The sequence below is a fragment of the Rhizobium sophorae genome (genome assembly GCF_013087515.1).
Taxonomy (GTDB): Bacteria; Pseudomonadota; Alphaproteobacteria; order Rhizobiales; family Rhizobiaceae; genus Rhizobium; species Rhizobium sophorae.
In genome coordinates this window covers 121,004-139,915 of sequence record NZ_JABFCN010000030.1, presented here as the reverse complement: position 1 = coordinate 139,915, position 18,912 = coordinate 121,004, and the positions used below count along the sequence as shown (strand labels likewise).

General features: G+C 62.5%; 14 protein-coding genes and 1 pseudogene. 8 read left to right on the top strand and 7 right to left on the bottom strand.

Annotation, left to right across the window (positions count from 1 at the left end; all coding sequences use genetic code 11):
* Positions 1–4: 4 nt before the first annotated feature.
* The 3 genes from G9X64_RS17995 to G9X64_RS17985 all read left to right on the top strand — a co-directional run bounded on the left by G9X64_RS17995 (position 5) and on the right by G9X64_RS17985 (position 4,204).
* Entirely contained in the window at positions 5–1,636 is a 1,632-nt protein-coding gene (locus tag G9X64_RS17995; RefSeq protein WP_168308591.1) for an alpha-D-glucose phosphate-specific phosphoglucomutase, read from the top strand.
* A gap of 12 nt (positions 1,637–1,648) precedes the next feature.
* Positions 1,649–3,625, top strand: coding sequence for a glycogen debranching protein GlgX (gene glgX, locus G9X64_RS17990; protein WP_171377108.1), 1,977 nt, complete (start codon positions 1,649–1,651; stop codon positions 3,623–3,625).
* A gap of 90 nt (positions 3,626–3,715) precedes the next feature.
* Positions 3,716–4,204, top strand: coding sequence for a MaoC family dehydratase (locus tag G9X64_RS17985; protein ID WP_168308593.1), 489 nt, complete (start codon positions 3,716–3,718; stop codon positions 4,202–4,204).
* Positions 4,205–4,219: 15 nt separating this feature from the next.
* Here G9X64_RS17985 and G9X64_RS17980 read toward each other — a convergent pair whose 3' ends face one another.
* The 6 genes and pseudogenes from G9X64_RS17980 to G9X64_RS17955 form a co-directional block, all read right to left on the bottom strand.
* Positions 4,220–4,618: a VOC family protein gene (locus G9X64_RS17980; protein WP_168308594.1), complete on the bottom strand. Its 399-nt coding sequence runs from the start codon at positions 4,616–4,618 to the stop codon at positions 4,220–4,222.
* A gap of 44 nt (positions 4,619–4,662) precedes the next feature.
* The gene (locus tag G9X64_RS17975; protein WP_168308595.1) at positions 4,663–5,211 is read right to left on the bottom strand and encodes a sarcosine oxidase subunit gamma; all 549 of its coding nucleotides are present in this window, start codon (positions 5,209–5,211) and stop codon (positions 4,663–4,665) included.
* A complete protein-coding gene (locus G9X64_RS17970; RefSeq protein ID WP_171377107.1) occupies positions 5,204–8,197 on the bottom strand; it encodes a sarcosine oxidase subunit alpha in 2,994 nt (997 codons plus the stop codon). Before G9X64_RS17970 ends, G9X64_RS17975 begins: the two co-directional genes overlap by 8 nt.
* Positions 8,194–8,535, bottom strand: a complete 342-nt coding sequence (locus G9X64_RS17965) for a sarcosine oxidase subunit delta (protein ID WP_168315418.1) — start codon at positions 8,533–8,535, stop codon at positions 8,194–8,196. The genes G9X64_RS17970 and G9X64_RS17965 overlap by 4 nt, the downstream gene beginning before the upstream one ends.
* A gap of 12 nt (positions 8,536–8,547) precedes the next feature.
* Positions 8,548–8,948: pseudogene (locus G9X64_RS17960) on the bottom strand (hypothetical protein).
* Positions 8,948–10,201, bottom strand: a complete 1,254-nt coding sequence (locus G9X64_RS17955) for a sarcosine oxidase subunit beta family protein (protein WP_018243577.1) — start codon at positions 10,199–10,201, stop codon at positions 8,948–8,950. The pseudogene G9X64_RS17960 and the gene G9X64_RS17955 overlap by 1 nt, the downstream one beginning before the upstream one ends.
* 255 nt (positions 10,202–10,456) lie before the next feature.
* Between G9X64_RS17955 and G9X64_RS17950 the strand changes: the two genes are divergently transcribed.
* Complete coding sequence (locus G9X64_RS17950; RefSeq protein ID WP_171377106.1) at positions 10,457–11,488, top strand: FecR family protein; 1,032 nt, start codon at positions 10,457–10,459, stop codon at positions 11,486–11,488.
* A 6-nt stretch (positions 11,489–11,494) separates the two neighbouring features.
* On the opposite strand, the gene G9X64_RS17945 is transcribed toward G9X64_RS17950, so the two are convergent.
* Positions 11,495–13,666 (bottom strand): CHASE2 domain-containing protein, encoded by a 2,172-nt coding sequence (locus G9X64_RS17945; RefSeq protein WP_171377105.1) that lies wholly within the window; start codon positions 13,664–13,666, stop codon positions 11,495–11,497.
* Positions 13,667–13,950: 284 nt separating this feature from the next.
* On the opposite strand from G9X64_RS17945, the gene G9X64_RS17940 reads away from it, so the two are divergent.
* The 4 genes from G9X64_RS17940 (at position 13,951) to G9X64_RS17925 (ending at position 18,912) form a co-directional block, all read left to right on the top strand.
* Positions 13,951–15,552 (top strand): adenylate/guanylate cyclase domain-containing protein, encoded by a 1,602-nt coding sequence (locus G9X64_RS17940; protein WP_168308602.1) that lies wholly within the window; start codon positions 13,951–13,953, stop codon positions 15,550–15,552.
* 176 nt (positions 15,553–15,728) lie between these two features.
* Positions 15,729–15,941 (top strand): 30S ribosomal protein S21, encoded by a 213-nt coding sequence (gene rpsU, locus G9X64_RS17935; protein ID WP_003585885.1) that lies wholly within the window; start codon positions 15,729–15,731, stop codon positions 15,939–15,941.
* A gap of 135 nt (positions 15,942–16,076) precedes the next feature.
* Entirely contained in the window at positions 16,077–16,946 is an 870-nt protein-coding gene (locus G9X64_RS17930) for a tetratricopeptide repeat protein (protein ID WP_171377104.1), read from the top strand.
* 313 nt (positions 16,947–17,259) lie between these two features.
* Complete coding sequence (locus G9X64_RS17925) at positions 17,260–18,912, top strand: sensor histidine kinase (protein WP_168308604.1); 1,653 nt, start codon at positions 17,260–17,262, stop codon at positions 18,910–18,912.

The following is an 18,912-nucleotide window of genomic DNA, read 5'->3' as shown; positions in this document are numbered from 1 at the left end:
TAAAATGATCAAGTCCGTATCCACCACGCCCTATCTGGACCAGAAACCCGGCACATCGGGACTGCGCAAGAAGGTTCCGGTCTTCCAGCAGCCGAACTATGCGGAGAACTTCATCCAGTCGATCTTCGATTCGCTGGAAGGCTATCAGGGCAAGTGCCTCGTCATCGGCGGCGACGGACGCTACTACAATCGCGAAGTCATCCAGAAGGCGGTCAAGATGGCCGCGGCCAATGGCTTCGGCAAAGTCATGGTCGGTAAGGGCGGCATCCTGTCGACGCCGGCCGCCTCCCACATCATCCGCAAATACAAGGCTTTCGGCGGCATCATCCTCTCCGCCAGCCACAATCCCGGCGGCCCGACCGAAGACTTCGGCATCAAATACAACATCAACAATGGCGGCCCGGCGCCGGAAAAGATCACCGACGCGATCTATGCGCGCTCCAAGACGATCGACAGCTACAAGATCGCCGATTTCGCCGATGTCAATCTCGACCGCATCGGCAAGGACGAGCTTCCCGGCGGCACGATCCTCTCGGTCATCGACCCGGTCGAGGACTATGCCGCGCTGATGGAAGAGCTGTTCGATTTCGGCGCCATCCGCAATCTGATCAGCCTCGGCTTCCGCATTGCCTTCGATGGGATGAGCGCCGTCACCGGCCCCTATGCCAAGGAAATCTTCGAAAATCGTCTCGGCGCGCCCTCGGGTTCGGTGCGCAACTTCATGCCGCTGCCGGATTTCGGCGGCCATCATCCGGACCCGAACCCGGTGCACTGCAAGGAACTCTTCGATGAGATGATGGGCGATGACGCGCCCGATTTCGGCGCTGCTTCCGACGGCGACGGCGACCGCAACCTGATCATCGGCCGCGGCATCTTCGTCACGCCTTCCGACAGCCTGGCGATCCTTGCCGCCAACGCCAATCTCGCCCCCGGCTATTCCGGCGGCCTTGCCGGCATCGCCCGCTCGATGCCGACATCGGGTGCTGCCGACCGCGTCGCGGAAAAGCGCGGCATCGGCATGTACGAAACGCCGACCGGCTGGAAATTCTTCGGCAACCTGCTCGACGCCGGCATGGCGACGATCTGCGGTGAGGAAAGCTCCGGCACCGGTTCCAGTCACGTCCGCGAAAAGGACGGCCTCTGGGCCGTGCTGCTGTGGCTGAATATTCTTGCCGTGCGCGGTGAGAGCGTCGCCGACATCGTCACCCAGCACTGGCAGACCTACGGCCGCAACTATTATTCTCGCCATGATTATGAAGGCCTCGACACCGATGCGGCGAACGGCTTGGTGGACAATCTCCGCAGCCAGCTTCCCACTCTGCCCGGCAAGAGCTTCGGCATCCTGAAGGTGGAGAAGGCCGACGACTTCGCCTATCACGATCCGATCGACAAATCGGTGAGCGAGCATCAAGGTGTCCGTGTGCTCTTCGAGGGCGGCTCGCGCGTCGTCTTCCGCCTGTCCGGCACCGGCACGTCTGGCGCAACCTTGCGTGTCTATATCGAACGCTACGAGCCGGATTCGACTCGCCACAACATCGAAACGCAGGAAGCGCTCGCCGATCTGATCGCCGCCGCCGAAAGCATAGCCAGCATTCGTGAACGCACGGGACGCGATGCGCCAACCGTGATCACCTGATCCGGGGGGAACATGCGGGGGAACAGTTCGGCGCAAGCCGGCGCGATCGTCTTCGAGACCGGCGTCGAATTTGCCGTGTGGTCGCATCATGCCGCACAGATCGAACTCTGCCTCTTCGAGGATGACGGCAACAGGGAATTCGCGCGTCTGCCGATGGCGCGCGACAGCAACTACTTCCATCGTCTGTTTGTCCACGGGCTGAAGGAGGGCGCACGCTACGGCTATCGCGCCGACGGTATCTATGCGCCCGATAACGGCCTCTGGTACGATCCTTCCAAACTGCTGATCGATCCCTACGCCAAGGAGATCGACAGGCCGTTCCGCTACGATCCCCGCCTCGGCATCTATGGCGAGGACAGCCAGGATCTGATGCCGAAGACGATCGTCACCACCGATACCCGAGCCGCGATCCGCAAGCCGCTGTTCAAGCCGGGCGGCTTTATCTATGAGGTGGCGGTGCGGCCCTTCACCATTCTCCATCCCGACGTGCCGGAGGCTGAGCGTGGCACGGTCGCAGCCCTTGCCCATCCCTCCGTCGTCGCGCATCTGAAGCGGATCGGCGTCGATGCCGTTGAACTGATGCCGATCACCGCCTGGATCGACGAACGCCATTTGCCGCCGCTCGGCCTCACCAACGGCTGGGGCTACAATCCCGTCGCCTTCATGGCGCTCGATCCGCGGCTCGTCCCCGGCGGCATGACGGAACTGCGCGAGACGGTCGCGGCCCTCCATGCCGAAGGTATCGCCGTCATCCTCGACCTCGTCTTCAACCATACCGGCGAGAGCGACCGCTATGGCGCGACGCTGTCGCTGCGTGGCTTCGACAACCTGCATTATTATCGCCACGCCCAGAATTGCCCGGGCGAACTCGTCAACGACACAGGCACCGGCAACACGCTCGCCTGCGATCATCCTGGGGTTCGCCGCCTCGTCGTCGACAGCCTGCGCCATTTCGTGCTCAACGCCGGCGTCGACGGTTTTCGCTTCGATCTCGCCCCGGTGCTCGGCCGCACCGCAACGGGCTTCGAACGCGACGGAACACTGGCCGCGATCCTCTCCGACGATGTGCTTGCCGACCGGATCATGATCGCTGAACCCTGGGATATCGGCCCGGGCGGTTACCAGCTCGGCAATTTCCCGCCGCCCTTCCTTGAATGGAACGACCGGGTTCGCGACGACCTGCGCTGCTACTGGCGCGGCGACGATTGGAAGACCGGCGCGCTGGCAACCGCACTCGCCGGCTCCTCCGACATCTTCTCCCGCAACGACGGCAAGGAGACGCGCAGCGTCAATTTCCTCGCCGCCCATGACGGCTTCACGCTGATCGATCTCGTCTCCTATGCCGAAAAGCACAACGACGCCAACGGTGAACACAATCGCGACGGCCATAACGAGAACCACTCCTGGAACAACGGCGTCGAGGGGGAAACCGTCTATCCGACGATCCGCAAGCGTCGCCGGGACGATGCGATGGCGCTGATCTCAACGCTTTTTGCCACTCGCGGCAGCATCATGCTGACGGCGGGCGACGAGGGCGGCCGCAGCCAGCACGGCAACAACAACGCCTATTGCCAGGACAACGAGATCACCTGGCTGGACTGGAAGGCGTTGGACGGAGATCTCATCGCCCACACCGCCTTCGTTGCGGGGCTGCGCCGCCGCTTCACCGTCTTCTCCGAAACGGGCTTCCTGTCAGGAAACGGCGATGTCGAATGGATTTCGCTCTCCGGTGAGCCGATGACCGTTGCCGAATGGGAGACGCCGTCGCTTTCCACCCTCGGCATGCTGTTATCGACCGGTGACCGCTCCTCTCGCGGCAGGCAGACCCGGCTCGGTGTGCTTTTCAACCGCTCGGGGAGCCGCCAGTTTTTCACGCTGCCTTCTGAGGGCGAACCGGGCTGGCGCCAGCTGATCCCGGATGGAACGAAGAAAACCGGTGGCCGCGCAACCGTCGAGCCGCGCTCGATTGCCTTTTTCGTAGAAAATTGACCGCCTCCCCTCCCTCGCACAAATCCTTGTCGCAATCGTCACAAATGCACGATAAGGCTTTGCCGCGGCGGCTTATTTCACGAGGAATTCATGGTCACGGAAATTTCACTCTCCGACGTGCGGGGATTGATCGGCATGGAAACGGGCCTTTCGGATTGGGTCACCGTCGACCAAACGATGATCGACGCCTTCGCGTCGGCGACCGACGACCATCAATTCATCCACGTTGATCCCGCACGCGCGGCGGTCGAGAGCCCCTTCGGCGGCACCATCGCCCACGGCTTCCTGACCCTGTCTCTGCTGTCGACGATGAACTACAATTGCCTGCCGAAAGTGCGCGAGCAGACACTGGGCATCAACTACGGCTTCGATCGCGTCCGCTTCATGACGCCGGTGAAAAGCGGCGCCCGCGTCCGCGGCCGCTTCCTGCTTTCCGAAGCCCGCTTCCGCGGCGCCGGCATGCTGATGACCACCTATGACGTCACAATCGAGATCGAAAACGAGAAGAAGCCGGCGCTGACGGCAAAATGGATCACCATTATCCAATTCGACCCGAAGGACCGTCCCGAGGACGTCTGAGCAAAACTGCTTTTGTTACTCGGCCGAATTGAACACAGCTTCGAGAGCGTGTCCGTCGGGATCCATGACGAACGCCGCATAATAGTGCTCATCGTAATGAGACCGCAGCCCGGGACGGCCATTGTCGCTGCCGCCATGCGCGATTGCCGCCGCATAGAACCGATCGACCGCCTGGCGGTTCGGCGCAGCAAACGCCAGATGAAAGCCCGGGCCGGGCGCACGCTGGCCGTCCGGGCGATGCTTGATCGCCAGTTTGTCCCCACCACCAGGAGGACCGTAGCCGACTGCCTGCCCTGTTTGCCCCGGCCTGATATCGTCCCAGACCCTGATATAACCGAGCGCAGCAAGGGCAGCATCGTAAAATGCCGCCGACCGCTCGATGTCGGAAACGCCGAGGGAGGCATGGTGCAGCATCCGCTTACCTCTTGAACGGGCGCACGCCCGCGACTTGCTGAGACTCAGTGCCCGGCGTCATGAGCCGCCTCGTTCAGCAACCCGAAGACATAATCCGAAAACGACCGCCAGCACTCCACCCGGAACGTGTCTTCTTCCGTACGGAAAATCACGATTTCAGCCTTGCCGAAAATCGTGCGTGATGCGGCGCCGACCGGAAAGGACGAAAGCGACAGATCCTGCGGGCAGCCGGCCGAAAGCGTCGCCTCCGCACCCGGTCCCGAGACGATGATCGCGACATTGCGGTGGGAAACGTCGGTCGCCGAATGCAACGTGCCGGCGCCGGAAAGTGCTGCCATCAGATCGGCGCCGGCCTCGTCGATCACCAGCCACTCGTCCGGGCCAATCCAGAGCGCCGATCGGTCGCCGGCCCGGCCGGATGTCTTCGGGGCATCCGGCAGCGCCAGGCCGAGAGCAGAGGAAATTGCTGCAAGCGATCCCGCCGGCGCGCGCAGCGCCACCCGGCTGACGGTGGGAGCGGTCGTCAGCCGCACCGCCGCGGAGCCGCCGAGACGTCCGGCAATCGCCGGTTTGCGAATTGCGACATCAGCCATGGATACGGCCCCCTTCCTTGTCAAAGGATACCAGATCCGTCACTTCGACGGCGATTGTCCGGTCCGGCATCGGCACATAGAGCGTCTCACCCATCCTCGCCCTACCGCCGGCGACGAGCGCGAAGGCGATCGACCTGCCGCAATTTTCCGACCAATAGGCTGATGTGACGTGGCCGAGCATGGTCATCGGCTTCGGCTCGTTCGGGCTCGCGACGATCTGCGCGCCTTCTTCGAGCACCAGCTTCGGGTCCTTGGTGATGAGGCCGACGAGCTGCTTGCGCCCGTCCTTGACGAGATCCGGCCGCTTCAACCCGCGAATGCCGACGAAATCCGTCTTTTTCTTCGAAACCGCCCAGGAAAGCCCAGCGTCATCGGGGGTTACCGTCCCATCCGTATCCTGCCCGACGATGATGTAACCCTTCTCGGCGCGAAGAACGTGCATCGTCTCCGTACCGTAGACGCAGGCGCCGAGCGGCTGGGCATTGGCCCAGACCGCTTCGAGCACCGATTGGCCGTAATCGGCCGGCACGTTGATTTCGAAGCCGGTTTCACCGGTGAAGGACACGCGGAAGAGCCGCGCCGGGACGCCGCAGACCGTGCACTCGGCAACGCTCATATGCGGGAAGGCCTCGTTCGAAAGATCGAGCCCTTCGACCAGCGGCGCGACGATCTCGCGCGCCTTCGGCCCCTGCACGGCGATGACAGCCCATTGTTCGGTCACCGAGGTCAGCCATACCTTCAGATGCGGGAATTCCGTCTGCAGGTAATCTTCCATATGATGGAGAACGCGCGGCGCGCCACCGGTCGTCGTCGTGACGTGGAAACGGTCGTCCGCCAGGCGTCCGACGACACCGTCGTCATAAACGAAGCCGTCCTCGCGGGTCATGATGCCGTAGCGGGCCTTGCCGGGCTTCAGCGTGTCCCAGGCATTGGTGTAGATGAGGTTGAGGAACTCCGCCGCATCCGGCCCCACCACCTCGATCTTGCCGAGCGTCGAGGCGTCGAAGATACCAGCCGCCTCGCGTGCCGTCCGGCATTCGCGAGCGACCGCCTGGTGCATGGTCTCGCCGGCCTGCGGATAGAACCAGGCACGCTTCCAGTTGCCGACATCCTCGAAAACCGCGCCATGGGCTTCTTCCCAGTCGTGCAGCGGCGTCTTGCGTGTCGGATCGAACAGCTCTCCGCGCGAATGGCCGATCAGCGTACCGTAGGTGACCGGCGTATAGGGCGCACGGAAGGTGGTGAGTCCGACCTGCGGGATTTCCTTGCCGAGCATTTCGGCGGCAATCGCCAGGCCATGCATGTTGGACAGCTTGCCCTGGTCCGAGGCCATACCGTTGGTCGTGAAGCGCTTGATATGCTCGATCGAATGCATGCCCTCGCGCACGGCAAGGCGGATATCCTTGGCGCAGACGTCATGCTGGAAATCGATGAAGGCCTTGGCGTTGGTCTTTGGCCCGGCGCCTTCGGCAGCGCCGATCATGCCGCCCGTCCAATCATAAGCCTGCTCAGCCGAAATTGCGATCTTCTCGCCGCCACTTCTGCCGGTGGCCTGCGCCATCAGCTCGCCAGCGGCAAGCGATTCCTCGATCGTCCGCTGCAGGTCGTCGGTGCCGTTGCAAGCGCCGACCGAGAGGCAGTCCTGGGCATAGGAGCCGGGCAGGAAACGCTGGCTTTCGGCATCGAAGGCCACTTTGCCGCGCGACTGCGAGAACAGATGGACCGACGGCGTCCAGCCGGCCGAAACCAGCAGCGCATCGACCGCGATCTTGCGTGGCGAACCGCCGCCGTTGCGCGCCACCGTCATCGACGAGATGCGCAGGCGCCCCGACGTGTTGACGACCGATTGGCCGGCCAGAACATCGATGCCGAGCGCCCGCGCCTCTGCCAGCACAGCCGCTCCCGGCGCCTGCCTGCTATCGACGATGGCGGCGATCGAAACACCCGCCCGCTTCAGGTCGAAAGCCGCCTCATAGGCCGAGTCGTGCGCCGTGTAGATGCCGACCTTGGCCCCGACCGCGACGCCGTAATGATTGAGATACATCCGCCCCGCCGAGGCGAGCATGATGCCCGGCCGGTCGTTGTTCGGAAAGACCATGTGCCGCTCGATCGCGCCGGTGGCAAGGATGACCCGCTTGGCCCGGACCTGCCAAAGCCGCTCGCGCGGCAGATCGCGGGAAGGCTTGGCGATATGATCGGTGACGCGCTCGGCAAGACCGACAAAATTGTGGTTGTAGTAGCCGAAGGCGGTCGTGCGGGTGAGCACCTCGACATTGTCCATCGCCTTCAGCCGCGCCACGGCCTTCTGTGCCCAGCTATTGCCGTCCTGTCCGTCGATCGTCACGCCGGTATCGTAGCGCAATGCGCCGCCCGCTTCCGCCTGCTCGTCGCAAAGGATTACCCGCGCGCCGGTCTCGGCCGCAGCCAGCGCCGCCGAGAGCCCGGCAACACCGGCGCCGACCACCAGCACATCGCAATGGGCATAACGGCTGGCATAATGGTCCGGATCCTCCTCCGTCGGGGCGACGCCGAGGCCGGCGGCGCGACGGATAAGCGGTTCGTAGACGTGTTTCCAGGCGGCGCGCGGCCACATGAAGGTCTTGTAGTAGAAGCCGGCGGCGAAGAACGGCGACATCAGATTGTTGATCGCGCCGACATCGAAGGCAAGCGAGGGCCAGCGGTTCTGCGAACTGACGATCATGCCGTCGAAGACTTCCTGCACGGTGGCGCGCACGTTCGGCTGCTTGCGCGCCGTATCGCGGGAAACGTCGATCAGCGCGTTCGGCTCCTCGGCCCCTGCCGACAGAATACCGCGGGCCCGGTGATATTTGAACGAACGTCCCAGAAGATGCACGCCGTTGGCGATCAGCGCCGAGGCCACGGTATCGCCTTCGAGCGCCGTATAGTTCTTGCCGTCGAAGCTGAAGCGCGCGGTCCTGGCCGGTGTCAGGCGCCCTTTGCCGGCGATACGGTTCGCGCCGCTCATTGCGCCTCTCCTTCCACGGCTTCATATGTCTCGACAGGCCCATGCTGCGCTGCCGCCGCACCGATCTCAGGCTTTGGTTCGCCCGCCTTGTAGGTCACGATGAACTTGTCGGTCACCGTATCGCGAGCCGCGTTGAAGAAGCGCCCGCAGCCGTGAATGTGCCGCCAGCGTTCGAAGATCAGCCCCTTCGGATTGTCGCGCAGAAAGAAATAGGCCTCGAATTCCTCGTCCGAGATCGAGGCGATCTCGGCGGGCCGCGCGATATGCGCGTCACCCGCGCCACGGAATTCGAGCTCGGAGCGCTCTTCCTGACAGTATGGGCAATAGATCAGCAGCATGTGTTACCCGTCTTAGAGTTCCGACCCGGAAACATTGGTTCCCGGAGGTTGATTGCAGAGACGCTTTCCCATCGCACATAGGGAATGAGGCGCTTGAGAAGCTGTTCGAAATTGTCATAGGGCTCCAGCACATCGGTCATGCCGATATTCGCAAAAGCCATCTTGGTGAGATCGTTGTCGATCACGAAGGCACGTCCCGGCGCTCCGCCGACCCCAGGCACGAAATAAACGGCTGGCTGGCGCAGGACCAGGGCACAAAGCAGCGTGCCGCTCTCGGCGACGAAGGGCCACTCGCTTTCGCCGGCAGCCCTGTGGATCTTCTGCAGGCGGAAATCCCCGACGCCGGGAAAGACGTCACTGGCCGGCATGGCCGCGCCGTCGATCCCGATTGCGAGGAGAGCCGCCGTCCACATCAGTGCGCCACCGCCGCCGCCGCCGCTTCGTCGATCAGCCGGCCGCTGCGGAAACGATCCAGCGTCAGCCCGGCATTGAATTTGTGCGGCTCATCGCGGGCAATCAGATGCGCGAAGAGATTGGCCGAGCCTGGCGTCGCCTTGAAGCCGCCGGTGCCCCAGCCGCAATTGACGTAGAGCCCGGGAACCGGCGTCTTCGACTGGATCGCCGAACGATCCGGCGTGTTGTCGACGATGCCGCCCCATTGCCGCATCATCTTGACGCGCCGGAACATCGGGAAGAGCTCGCAGATGGCGTCGAGCGTGTGGGTGATAATCTGCAGCCCGCCGGTCTGGGAATAGGAATTGTACTGGTCGGTGCCGGCGCCGATGACGAGTTCTCCCTTATCGGACTGGGAGATATAGGCATGCACCGTGTTCGACATGACGACGCAGGGAAAGATCGGCTTCAGTGGTTCGGAAACCAGCGCCTGTAGGGGGCTCGATTGCAGCGGCACGCGCACCCCAGCCATCTGCATGACCGTTGTCGTATGGCCGGCCGCCGACACCGCCACCTTCCTGGCGCCGATGAAGCCGCGCGAGGTCTCGACCCCGGTCACCCGTCCGTCCGGACCGCGCCGGATACCGGTCACTTCGCAATTCTGAATGATGTGCACGCCGCGGTCTGAAGCCGCCCGCGCATAACCCCAGGCAACCGCGTCGTGCCGCGCCGTGCCGCCGCGCCGCTGCAGTGCCGCCCCGTTGATCGGGTAGCGCGCGCTGGCCGAGATATCGAGCGGCGGACAATAGGCCTTCGCCTGCTCCGGTGTCAGCCATTCATTGTCGATGCCGTAGAGCCGGTTGGCGTGGATATGCCGCTTGAAGGATTGCTGGTCGTGAATATTGTGCGAGAGCATCATCACGCCGCGCGGCGAATACATCACATTGTAGTTGAGCTCCTGGGAAAGCCCCTCCCAGAGCTTCATCGAATGCTCGTAGATGTGCATGCTCTCTTCGTAGAGATAGTTCGAGCGGATGATGGTGGTGTTGCGGCCGGTGTTGCCGCCGCCGAGCCAGCCCTTCTCGATCACCGCCACATTGGTGATGCCGTGCTCCTTGGCGAGATAATAGGCAGCACCCAGCCCGTGGCCGCCGGCGCCGATGATGACGACGTCGTATTCGGCGCGCGGCTCAGGCGAAGTCCACTGCTTCTCCCAACCCTTGTGGCCACGAAGGGCCTCCCGTGCCACGGCAAAAACCGAATATTTCCGCATCCGCCTTCTTCTCCTTGGGGAAAGGGCTTGTTCTCCGCGCTCATACAAATCGCAAATCCAAATGCGGCACAACGGTTCTTTTGCGACGCGCGAGAGCTTTGGTTTCGACACGCTGAAGAGAATGTCGCTTCAGGCGGAAGACGCAAGCCGCGGCATTTCCGCTTTGCCGCCAGCCGGTCTTCTAACCCAAGAGGGTTAGAAGACAAGCAATTGCTAAAATGTTAACAATCGCCTGTTCCCGGGGGTACGTGTATCATGTGGGGTTGGCGCGCAGTATCAGTCGCGATGCTTTGCATCGCGTTAAACGGCGCATGGCCGGCGCTCGCCGCCGAGCCGGTCGGCCAGGCCGTCGTCATCAAGACGCAGGTGACGGGACAGAGCGGGCCGATCGAGGTCGACACCCGCGTTCATCGCAATGAGCGGATCAAGACATCGCAATCGGGGCTTGGCCAATTCGTGTTTCGTGACGGCACGAAGCTCGCGGTCGGCTGGGGCTCGTCGGTCGTGATCGACAAATATGTCTTCGATGATTCCCAATCGGTCAAGAAACTGACTATCCGGGCGGCAAAGGGCACATTCCGTTGGGTCAGCGGTAATTCCAATTCTTCAGCCTACCAGATCCTGACGCCGGCCGGCACGATCGGCGTTCGCGGCACCGCTTTCGATTTCTACGTCGGCCCTGATGGCACGACCGCCGTCGTGCTGCTGAATGGTGCTGCCCGTTTCTGCGGCCCGGGCGGCTGCCGGCAGTTGCAGCAGCGCTGCGATTGCGTGGTGGCCAAGCCGAATGGCGATATGTCCGCGGCACGCCGGGTCGACCCCAGCATCCTCGCGACGCTCGGAAATCAGCGCGCCCTCCCCTTCCTCTCCGGCAATCAGCGACTTGCGGGCGGCATCGGTATGCTCGGCGGCTGCAATATGGCCTCAGTCGCGCCGGAAAGAAAAGACAGAACTCGGCCTCCGCCGGCAGTTGCTCCGCAAAGGCAGGATCCGCCACAGAGACAGGCCGAGCCGCAAACGGAACGGCCGAACAAGCCCGACAAGCCGCATCATGACAAGCCGCATCATGACAGGCCGCATCATGACAGGCCGCACCACGATAAGCCGCATCATGACAAGCCGGATAGGCCCGACAAGCATGATGGCCATGGCCGGCATGACGATGACGGCAAGCCCGGAAATCACGGTTTGGATCATCGGGGGCACGAGCGCCACCATGATCGAGATCGCGATCACGACAACGATCGGAACCGCGAGAGGGGTCAGAATTTCAATCGCGGTCGCTGAGGCCTGTCAGTCTGCAACGCTTTTTTCGACCTCCTCCGGCACCTCGCGGAAATGATCGGCCCTGCGGGATATGCGCTCGTAGAATTCCGCCAGACCGCCGATCACCTGCACAGCCCTGAGCTTTGCCGTACCGATAAGCTTCCGGCTATTCCTTGAGTGTGATTGCAGGGCCTGCATCAACTGGTTATGGACAACCTTTAGCGCGGCAAATTCCTGAGATGCCGCGACCCGCTCATCGCCGACAACGGCGAGGATCTGTGTCCGGCTGCTCTTCCCCTTCAGCGGGAGCGCGCCGGCCTCGATCAGCGCCATTCCCGGTACTGACCGTGCCGTGCTGTCGGAAATGAGGATATCGAAGCCGACCTCCTTGCAGGAGGACTCGATTCGAGCCGCAACGTTGACGGCATCTCCGACAGCCGAATAGTTGAAGCGGGTCTTGGCGCCCATATTGCCAACGCAGGCAAGGCCAGTATGAATGCCGATGCCGATGCTGACTTCCTGATCAGGCCCGAAGCCAAAGGCGTCGCCGGCGTTCAATTCGGCGAGTGTCTCGCGCATGGCAAGCGCTGCGCGAACAGCCTTGGCTTCGTGATCCGCCACATCGACGGGCGCATTCCAGAATGCCATGATCGAGTCGCCGATGAACTTGTCGAGCGTGCCCTCATTTGCCACGACATGGCGGCTCAACGCATCGAGCAGCGTGTTCAGGAAGGCGACGACATCCGTTGGCGCCAGCCGCTCGCTCATTTCGGTAAAATTCCTGACGTCGACGAACATCATCGTCAACTCACGGTCGTCTCCGCCGAGACGCAATGCGTCGCGATTATGCTCGATACGGTGGAGCAGCGACGGGGAAAGATAATGCCCGAAGGCGCGCCGCACCGCGCGCCGCTCCCGGTCGATCACCAGGATCCGGAACGAGGTCGCGGCAAAATGGATGATCGATCCGCTGACGATCGGAGCCAGTGGATCGAAGAGAAGCCCTGCATACAGAAACGAAAGCCAGGACGCCACCAGCGCCATGGCCGTGATCAGCAGGCCGCAGATCAGAGCGACGGCAGGGCTGACGAAGGTCGTCACCACGACGAGCAGGCAGCCGAGCACCGCAATCAGCAGGATTTCCAGCCCGTCGGCCCAGTCGGGCCGCGACAGGAAATGGCCGGAGAGGATCTGCTCGACGGCCTGCGCATGCAGCGAAACGCCGGGAACGTTCTCGCCGAGCGCGGTGACGCGGATGTCCTGCAGGCCGGCCGCCGATGTGCCGACGAAGACGATGCTGCCGTCGATGGCGGCCGCGACCTCGGGAGAGGGCCCTCCGGCCGCGAGCACCTGACGGGCGGATATGTATCGCTCGGCCCGGTCGGGGCTGACATAGAGCCAGAGTTCGCCCGCCGCCGTCAGCGGCACGACGAAATCCCCGATCTTTGCCGATGTCATGATGCCGGCGCGATCGGGCGCCCCCGATAGCACATAAGTCGACGCCCCTTGCGCGACGCGCAGGGCCTCGATCGCCAGATTGGGATAGAGCTGTTCGCCGTCTGTCAGGAACAGCGGCACCGCCCGCACCACCGGCGAGGGATTACCGGGGTTGAGGCTGATATGGCCAAGCCCCGCCGCATTGGCCTCCAATTGCGGTCTGAGCGGCGTCGAGGCGCCGAGATAGGGCGGGGCCGAGACGGGGCTTTCGCCGGTGAAGGCGAATCCCGCCTTTACCGGCGGCCGGTAATTGCCCTCGTTGGAAAGTCCGAAGCCGAGCACGACGGGTTTTTCGGTAATTGCACGGGCGAATATCTCGTCATTGTCGGGCAGCTTTTCGGCGAGGGAAGGGTCCACGCCGGCAACGTCGCGCACAACATTGCGCGGCGACAGCCGGTCCGGCTCGGCGAAGAGAACATCGAAGGCAATGGCCGACGCACCCATCTCCGAAAGCCGGTCGACCAGCAGAGCCATCCGGTCCCGCGGCCACGGCCACTGGCCGAATTCGCGCAACGACGTCTCGTCGATGTCGATCACGCGGACCGGCATCGGCTCGAAGGTCCTCGGAACCAACCGCTGATACTCGTCAAAAGTCACGCCGCGGATCAGCTTGAAAATCCCGGGATCGCCTGCCCGGAGGATCGTCAGCATAGCCACGATCGCCAAGCCGATAACGACACCGATTTGCTGCACGCGCGTCATGATCTCACCGGCTGTCCCCTCCGACGGCCCACAGAACGGCCCGCACCTGCCGGCAGACAGGCTACGCCGCTTTCGGTCCAAACGCCATTCGCAGATGCATCAGGGGCGCTGTCTTTTCAGCCTCCCGCTTTTCGATTTCCGGCGGACGGCGGGCAACCGTCTTCAATCAGGCCACGCCTCCAGTTTTGGCCGGGCTTTTGCCTGGATGACAAGGCTTCGAGCTTGCCCGGCGCGCGCCGAGATGTTCTTGTAACGATCGAAAATCGGATAATTTCGAGAGAAGGATGAAAGTCGCCGTGATTTCCGAATCTGCCGCACGCCGCAGCGGCTACTGGCTGATTGTCGTCGTGCTGGCAATGCTCGCAGGGCTGCCGCTTGCCGTCTGGCTTGATATCAGCGATCTGTCGGGGAATACCCTGCGCCGTCAGGCGCGCGACATGAGCTCGCTGATATCGAGCATCCGCTCCTATTATTCCGCGAATGTGGTGGGGCGTGTTCTCGCCGCCCATGCCGGCGGCGCGACTGGAGGCACGGTCGTCTCTCACAATTATGCGAATATTCCGGGTGCCATCCCGCTGCCGGCCACGCTTTCCCTCGAGCTCGGCGACGTCATCAAGGAGCAACAGGCCAATATCACCTACCGTTTCGTCTCCGACCTGCCGTTCAAGAGCCGCGCATCCCACGAGCTCGACGATTTCGAGAGACAAGCGCTCGCCGCGTTGCGCGCCAATCCGCAGCAGACGCTGAACGATCTCACCCGCGTCGGATTGACCGATACCTTGCGGTTCATCACCCCCGTCGTCATGGGCCAGGCCTGCGTTGCCTGTCACAATACCCATCCGGAAAGTCCGAAGACCGATTGGAAAGTGGGCGATGTACGCGGCATTCAGGAAGTCGTCATCAGGCAGCCCTATGCGAGCAACGTCTTCGCCTTCAAATACCTGCTCTGCTATTTTCTTTTCGTCGCCGTCATCGGCATCAGCTTCATTGTGCTCCAGCGGCAGCAGGCGCGCGCAATCCATAGCGCCAACCAGGATCTGGAAGCAGCGAACGAATTCCTCGCCAGCGTTTCCATGAAGATTTCGCGCTATCTCTCGCCGCAGATCTACAAGAGCATCTTCTCCGGGCAGAAGGACGTCGTCGTCCATACCGAGCGCAAGCGCCTGACGATCTTCTTCTCCGACATCAAGGACTTCACGGCGACGACCGAGCGCCTGCAGCCGGAAGCCCTGACGGAGATGCTCAACGAATATCTGACCGAGATGTCGAACATTGCCCTGGAGCACGGCGGCACGGTCGACAAGTTCATCGGCGACGCGATGCTGGTCTTCTTCGGCGATCCCGAAACCAAGGGACCGGAGGAGGACGCGAAGGCATGTCTGCGCATGGCCGTCGACATGCAGCGCCGTCTCGGCGAACTCAAGGACAGATGGCGCAGAAACGGCACCGAAGAACCTTTCGTCGTGCGCATGGGCATCAACAGCGGGTATTGCAACGTCGGCAATTTCGGCAGCAGCGACCGCATGGACTATACGATCATCGGGGCGGAGGCCAATCTCGCAGCCCGGCTGCAATCGATCGCCCAGGGGGGAGAGATCGTCATCAGCTACGAAACCTATGCGCTGGTAAACGAAATCGTCGACGCTCATCCCTTGCCGCCGATCACGATGAAGGGCATACAGCGCGAGATCGTGCCCTATGGGGTGGATGGGCTGACACTCGGTGTGGACCACAAGAGCCGCGTTCTGAGCGAACATCTCTCCGGCCTCGACCTGCACCTGGATATAAGCCGGCTGGAGCCTGCCGATCGCCCAAGGGTCAGGACGGCTCTCAAGGAGGCAATCGCCGCGCTGGATGAAGCCGCGCCCGAACCGGCCAGATCATGACTGGATCAGGGGAAGCGTGATTTTTCAGCGTGCCTTCCATATCCATCTGGACTTCCCGTAGCCAATCTGCTATCCCGCATCACCAATCGCAAGGCTGCGGCCGCGCGAACGTTATTGTTTTGCCTCTGGCCGCTGCGCCGCCTCCGGCATCAACCAACCAAAGGAACGTGATTCTCGTGCAGGTACTTGTCCGCGATAACAATGTTGATCAGGCTCTCCGCGCTCTCAAGAAGAAGATGCAGCGCGAAGGCATTTTCCGCGAAATGAAGATGCGCGACTACTACGAGAAGCCGTCGCAGAAGCGTGCTCGCGAAAAGGCCGAGGCTGTTCGTCGTGTTCGCAAGCTGGCCCGTAAGCGCGCCCAGCGCGAAGGTCTGGTCGCACGCTGAGCGTTGCCGTCGTTTTTTCGACGTTTTCAGATGCATTGTGGCGGGGGCGATGGGTTCGCCGCCGCCTTTTTTAGTTTGCCGCTGAAGATCGCATATCCGCGCACCGGATATGCCGCATGGGGAAAGCGAGCCAGAATGGCTGTCAACACCTTTTATCCGTCCCGCGCTTTGCGCTTGCAGAAAACGGCATTCCTGCCCGCTTTGGCGCTGGCGGCAATGTTCGGCCTCGCCGGCTGCGAGACGACCAATACCACGGATGCCGTGATCCGCATCGATAAGGCGCAGGGTTCGGAAGAGAATATCGCGTCGCTGACGGCGGTCATCAACGCCAATCCGAGGGATCCTGAAGGTTACAACGTCCGTGGTTCCGCCTATGGCCGCGCCGGCCAGTTCCGCCCGGCGCTAAACGACTTCAACACGGCATTGCAGATCAATCCGCGGTTTTTCCAGGCTTACGCCAACCGCGCTCTCGTCTATCGCAATATGGGCCAGCAAGCCCAGGCGATTGCCGATTACAATGCCGCCCTGCAGATCAATCCGAGCTATGACGTCGCCTATATCGGCCGCGGCAATGTCTATCGCATGGCCGGCCAGGATGACCAGGCTTTCAACGATTTCGACAGGGCGATCCAGCTCGGCACCACCGATGGCCGCGCCTATCACAATCGTGGCCTGATCTATCAGAAGCGCAATCAGCAGGATAAGGCGATCGACGATTTCTCGAAAGCCATCTCGCTCGCGCCGAATTCGGCCGAGCCCTATAATGGCCGCGGCATTTCCTATATCGCGCTGAACGACGACGACAACGCCTTTGCCGATTTCAACCATGCGATCGAGCTTAACGGCAACATCGCCGAATCATGGGCCAACCAGGCGCTCGTCTACGAACGCCGCGGCGACAAAGCGAAGGCTGCCCGCTCCTATCGCCACGCGATCGGCCTCGATCCGAAGTACCAGCCGGCTCGCGACGGCCTTGCTCGCGTCGGCGTCGCCCCAGCCGGCTAAGGACTTGGTCGGGCGGCAGGAGCCATACTGCCGCAAAAGCGGCCGTACGGCCTCAAAACGAGACGCCGCAAAAGATCCGCCGCTCTCGACGACCTGTCATAGTATGTTGCAACCTGCTCTTGCTCCCCCTAACATGGCGCTGCTTCGATAGCCTGCTATCAGGCATTCTAAAACGAGTTGAGGGCGGTTTGCGAGAGATGCGGATCTTTGCTTTCCTGGCCGCAAACGAAAACCGTTGCGGGCCACGTGCATTACAGCGCCGCGCGTCTTTTCAGACGGGCAAAAGACCCTGTAACACTTTGTGGCGCAACAGATGAAGATTGTCGCGCTGTTCTTTCCCAAAGCCTCGATCGGCACCTACCTCGTCGCCATGGCGGTGGCGATCGCGCTGCCGATCTTCGCCTTTGTGACACTGCTTCTGCTGCAGCTGGAAGACAACCAGCGTTCGACGCTGCGGCGCGAGACGGCCCAAGATGCGCTCGCCCTTTCGCGCATCATCGACCGCCAGCTTCAGGATATGGCAACGACGCTGAGGCTGCTTTCAAGTTCGCCGGAGCTGGAAAACGGCAATCTCGCCTCCTTCCACGAGCGCACCGAAACGGCCCTCAGAGACAACACGCTTTTCGTCATCGCCGTCGATCGCACCGGCCAGCAGCTCCTCAACACCCGTCGGGCATTCGGCACGCCGCTCGGCAAGACGGCGAACATCCCTGCCCTCGAAGCGGTCATGGCGTCCGGTCGCATCGAGGCCTCCGATGTCTTTCGCGGCCGAACCAGCGGCGAATGGGTCTATAACGTCACCCTGCCGCGGAAGAACGATCCGGTCGCAGCCCTCATCATTACCCAGAATGCCACTGATCTGCGCAAGCTCGTGACCACCGAGGGCCTTGCCCCCGGCTGGTCGGCCGCCGTCATCGATCAGAGCGGCCACGTCGTCGCCGCCACCGGTCCCGCCAATCTCGAACCCGGCACGCCCTTCGATCCGCGCATCCTGCCGGCCTTCACTGCTTCCCGCGGCGTCTTCCAGGACGAGACAATCCTGCCGCACATGCTGCTCGGTTATGCCCGGATTCCCGGCTGGTCGTGGAAGACGGTGATCTGGGGACCGATCGCCCAGGCTTCGATCCTCAGCACCTGGCGTTTCCTCATCATCGGCGGCGTGGCCCTTGTGCTCGTCGCCGTGCTGGGCGCCTATGCCGTCGCACGACAGGTGCGCACCACCATCCGCGATATCGCCGACATGGCGAACCGCATGGGCGAAGGCCATATCGTCTCGCCGGTCGAGACCAGCGTCATCGAGGCGAACCAGGTGGCAATTGCCCTTTCGAATGCCTCTTTCGATCGTAGCCAGACCGAGGACCGGCTGCGTTTCGTCATGCACGAGCTCGTCCACCGCACCAAGAATCTTCTGACACTTGCCCAGGCAATGATGCGCCAGCTCGCCAAGCAGTCCGACAGCGTCGAGACCTTCCGCGCCGCCGTCGCCGACCGCCTCGAAGGGTTGGTGCGTTCGATCGAGCTCCTGACCAGCGAACAATGGGGAGGCGTGTCGCTGCGGCGGGTCGTCGACATCCATTTGCACGCCTTCCCGCAATCGCGTGAGCAGATCGACATCAGCGGCGAAGATTTCGTGCTGAAACCGGATGCAGTGCAGAATCTCGGCCTCGCCTTGCATGAACTCGCCACCAATTCGGTGAAATACGGTGCGCTCTCCGTACCGCAAGGCCGCGTCCGTTTCGAATGGCGTGACGTCAGCGAGAAGGACAAGCCGGATGCCCTGCTCCGCTTCACCTGGGAAGAGCGCGGCGGCCCGCCGGTCACCGAGCCATCGCGCTCGGGCTTCGGCACGACTGTTATCAAGGCTCATGCTGCCTCCGCCTTCCGCGGCACGGTTGAGATCGATTTCCGGCCCGAAGGCCTGTTATGGGTGCTGACGGCGCAGCGCGCCACGCTGGAGCGGGAATAG

Coding starts and splice junctions, on each gene's coding strand:
- G9X64_RS17995 (WP_168308591.1), top strand. CDS start 5: ATGATCAAGTCCGTATCCACCACGCCCTATCTGGACCAGAAACCCGGC.
- glgX (WP_171377108.1), top strand. CDS start 1,649: ATGCGGGGGAACAGTTCGGCGCAAGCCGGCGCGATCGTCTTCGAGACC.
- G9X64_RS17985 (WP_168308593.1), top strand. CDS start 3,716: ATGGTCACGGAAATTTCACTCTCCGACGTGCGGGGATTGATCGGCATG.
- G9X64_RS17980 (WP_168308594.1), bottom strand. CDS start 4,618: ATGCTGCACCATGCCTCCCTCGGCGTTTCCGACATCGAGCGGTCGGCG.
- G9X64_RS17975 (WP_168308595.1), bottom strand. CDS start 5,211: ATGGCTGATGTCGCAATTCGCAAACCGGCGATTGCCGGACGTCTCGGC.
- G9X64_RS17970 (WP_171377107.1), bottom strand. CDS start 8,197: ATGAGCGGCGCGAACCGTATCGCCGGCAAAGGGCGCCTGACACCGGCC.
- G9X64_RS17965 (WP_168315418.1), bottom strand. CDS start 8,535: ATGCTGCTGATCTATTGCCCATACTGTCAGGAAGAGCGCTCCGAGCTC.
- G9X64_RS17955 (WP_018243577.1), bottom strand. CDS start 10,201: ATGCGGAAATATTCGGTTTTTGCCGTGGCACGGGAGGCCCTTCGTGGC.
- G9X64_RS17950 (WP_171377106.1), top strand. CDS start 10,457: ATGTGGGGTTGGCGCGCAGTATCAGTCGCGATGCTTTGCATCGCGTTA.
- G9X64_RS17945 (WP_171377105.1), bottom strand. CDS start 13,666: ATGACGCGCGTGCAGCAAATCGGTGTCGTTATCGGCTTGGCGATCGTG.
- G9X64_RS17940 (WP_168308602.1), top strand. CDS start 13,951: ATGAAAGTCGCCGTGATTTCCGAATCTGCCGCACGCCGCAGCGGCTAC.
- G9X64_RS17930 (WP_171377104.1), top strand. CDS start 16,077: ATGGCTGTCAACACCTTTTATCCGTCCCGCGCTTTGCGCTTGCAGAAA.
- G9X64_RS17925 (WP_168308604.1), top strand. CDS start 17,260: ATGAAGATTGTCGCGCTGTTCTTTCCCAAAGCCTCGATCGGCACCTAC.